This is a genomic window from Paracidovorax sp. MALMAid1276 (assembly GCF_049198005.1).
In the GTDB taxonomy this organism is placed as follows: domain Bacteria; phylum Pseudomonadota; class Gammaproteobacteria; order Burkholderiales; family Burkholderiaceae_C; genus Acidovorax.
Window position 1 is genome coordinate 1 of record NZ_JBMIRS010000204.1, and the last position, 2,463, is coordinate 2,463.

Consider the following 2,463-nt stretch of genomic DNA (forward strand, 5'->3'; position numbering starts at 1 on the left):
CATCCACTCATCCCGATTGCACTCCAATGCGATCTTCAAAAAGACATTGAACAGGCTCTTACATATCCACCACCAAGGAGACCCCATGGCTTACGAAACCATCGAAGTCCGCACCGAAGCGGACAAGGTCGGCGTGATCACGCTGAACCGCCCCAAGCAGCTGAACGCGCTGAACGACCAGCTGATGAACGAATTGGGCGAGGCCCTCAAGGCCTTCGACGGTGACGAAAAGATCGGCTGCGTCATCATCACCGGCAGCGAGAAGGCTTTTGCGGCGGGTGCGGACATTGGCGCGATGGCCAAGTACAGCTTTGCAGACACCTACAAGGGCGACTACATCACCCGCAACTGGGAAGCCATCCGCTCCATCCGCAAGCCCGTGATCGCTGCCGTGAGCGGCTTCGCGCTGGGAGGTGGCTGCGAGCTGGCGATGATGTGCGACTTCATCATCGCCGCGGACAACGCCCGATTCGGGCAGCCCGAAATCAAGCTGGGCGTCATTCCTGGCGCAGGCGGCACGCAGCGCCTGCCGCGCGCCGTGGGCAAGTCCAAGGCCATGGACATGGCCCTCACCGGCCGCATGATGGATGCTGCGGAAGCCGAACGCGCGGGGCTGGTCAGCCGCGTGGTGCCGTTCGACAAGCTCATGGACGAAGCGCTGGGCGCCGCCCTCATCATTGCCGGGTTCTCGCAGATCGCCGTGATGGCGGCCAAGGAATCGGTCAACCGCGCGTTCGAGGGCTCGCTGTCCGACGGCGTCATGTTCGAACGCCGCCTGTTCCACGCGCTGTTTGCCACCCAGGACCAGAAGGAAGGCATGGACGCGTTCATGAACAAGCGCGCCGCGAACTTCACGCACCAGTAATTTCTGTCCTATAATGCGAGGCTTCGGTGGTATAGCTCAGTTGGTTAGAGCGCAGCATTCATAATGCTGATGTCCCAGGTTCAAGTCCCGGTACCACCACCACCTGCCAACCCACAGTGCCTGCGCACTGTGGGTTTTTTATTGGCAATTTGCTCAAAAATGAGAGCGGGTAGCGCTTGATTTCATTGGCTTTCGGATGATTTTTCACTGCAAAGCCAATACCAGCAAGCGCACGCAGCTATCGTTTTTCAGTTTTTCTGCAGGTAGACGTATTTTCCGGCAACGCCGGTGGCCTGGTCCCACCGCAGCGGGGCGCTGTGCACATGGGCCCGACGAAACCCATGGCGCTCGGCCAGGGCATGCACATAGGCGGTGGTGTGCGCATAGCGCAGGCTCGGCAGCAGCTGCGGCGCGGCGGCGCCCGCGCCGTCAGCGTCTGATTCCTCAATGGTGAATGCGAGCCAGCCACCAGGGCGCACGCGCCGGGCCAGCTGCGCAAAAGCATCTTCCAGGTGACCCACATAAATGAACACGTCCGCCGCCAGCACCAGGTCGAACTGCACGCCCTCGCTGCGCAGGGCCTCCACCAGGTCTGCCTCGATCAAATGGTCGTAAACGCCCCGCGCGCGGGCCTTGCCCAGCATGGCGGCGGACAGGTCCACGCCCCACAGCGCGCCTGCGCGAGGCCGAATGTGCGGCCCGCACAGGCCGGTGCCGCATCCCAGGTCCAGCACCTGCTCGAACCAGGGCGGGCACGCAGCAGGCAATTGCTCGACCAGCACACGGTGCCCCTGGTAGCGCAGCTCGCCCACCAGGTGGTCTTCGAAATCTTCGGCGTACTGGTCGAACAGGGTCTGCACATACTGGCGCGGCGCATTCGCCACGGGCTCGCCGTGCTGCAGGGCCGCGAGATAGTAACGGTGCAGTTCCGCGTCCGCGCCCCGCTCCAGCGCATTGCGGTAGCAGCGGGCCGCCTCGGCGGGCTGCTGCAGGTCGCGCCGCAGGTGGCCGAGCTGGCTCCACGCCTCGGCCAGGTTCGCGTCCATCTCCACGGCAGCCTGCAGCGCAGCCAGCGCCTCAGAAGTGCGCCCTGCACGCGCCAGGCACTGGCCCAGACGCATGTGGACGGCAGCGTTGCCCGCGCCGCGCGCGACGGCGTTCTCGTGGCTGCGCAGCGCGGGCGCCCAGTGCCCCAGCTCCATCTGCGCCAGGCCCAGTGCCGCCCAGCCCTCCCCCAGCGCATCGTCGGCCGCCAGGGCGGCTTGCAGCAAGGGCTCGGCCTCGGCGAACAGCTGCCGGTGCACCTTGGTGACTCCCAGGTTCAACAGCACCGATGCACGCCCGGGCGCCAGGGTCAGCGCCTGGGTGAATGCCGCGTCGGCGGCGTCGTACTGTCCGCCTTCAAACTGCGCAATGCCGTGCACAAAGGCCTGCCGGGCCTGCTCCAGGGGGTCGCTCATGAACGGTGCCTTGCGTGGTGGTTTGCTGCAAATCTTAGAGCCAACCCTTTCAAGGTCTTTCGAGCTTAATCATCTAAGCTGCTGATTGCACGGGATTTTCCGTGTGATGCGGGAGCAGAAGATCTGGCAAGAAGTCAT

The 2,463-nt window shown here is 64.1% G+C and carries 2 protein-coding genes and 1 tRNA gene; 2 read left to right on the top strand and 1 reads right to left on the bottom strand.

What is annotated here, in order from left to right:
* The first annotated feature begins 85 nt into the window (after nt 1-85).
* Both ACOQFS_RS16580 and ACOQFS_RS16585 read left to right on the top strand, forming a co-directional pair.
* Nucleotides 86-865 carry an enoyl-CoA hydratase gene (locus tag ACOQFS_RS16580; protein ID WP_421563926.1) on the top strand — a complete coding sequence of 260 codons (780 nt, stop codon included), beginning with the start codon at nt 86-88 and terminating at the stop codon, nt 863-865.
* A gap of 25 nt (nt 866-890) precedes the next feature.
* A tRNA-Met gene (locus ACOQFS_RS16585) sits at nt 891-967 on the top strand.
* Nucleotides 968-1,113: 146 nt separating this feature from the next.
* Here ACOQFS_RS16585 and ACOQFS_RS16590 read toward each other — a convergent pair.
* Nucleotides 1,114-2,325 (bottom strand): tetratricopeptide repeat protein, encoded by a 1,212-nt coding sequence (locus ACOQFS_RS16590; protein ID WP_421563927.1) that lies wholly within the window; start codon nt 2,323-2,325, stop codon nt 1,114-1,116.
* Nucleotides 2,326-2,463: the final 138 nt, after the last annotated feature.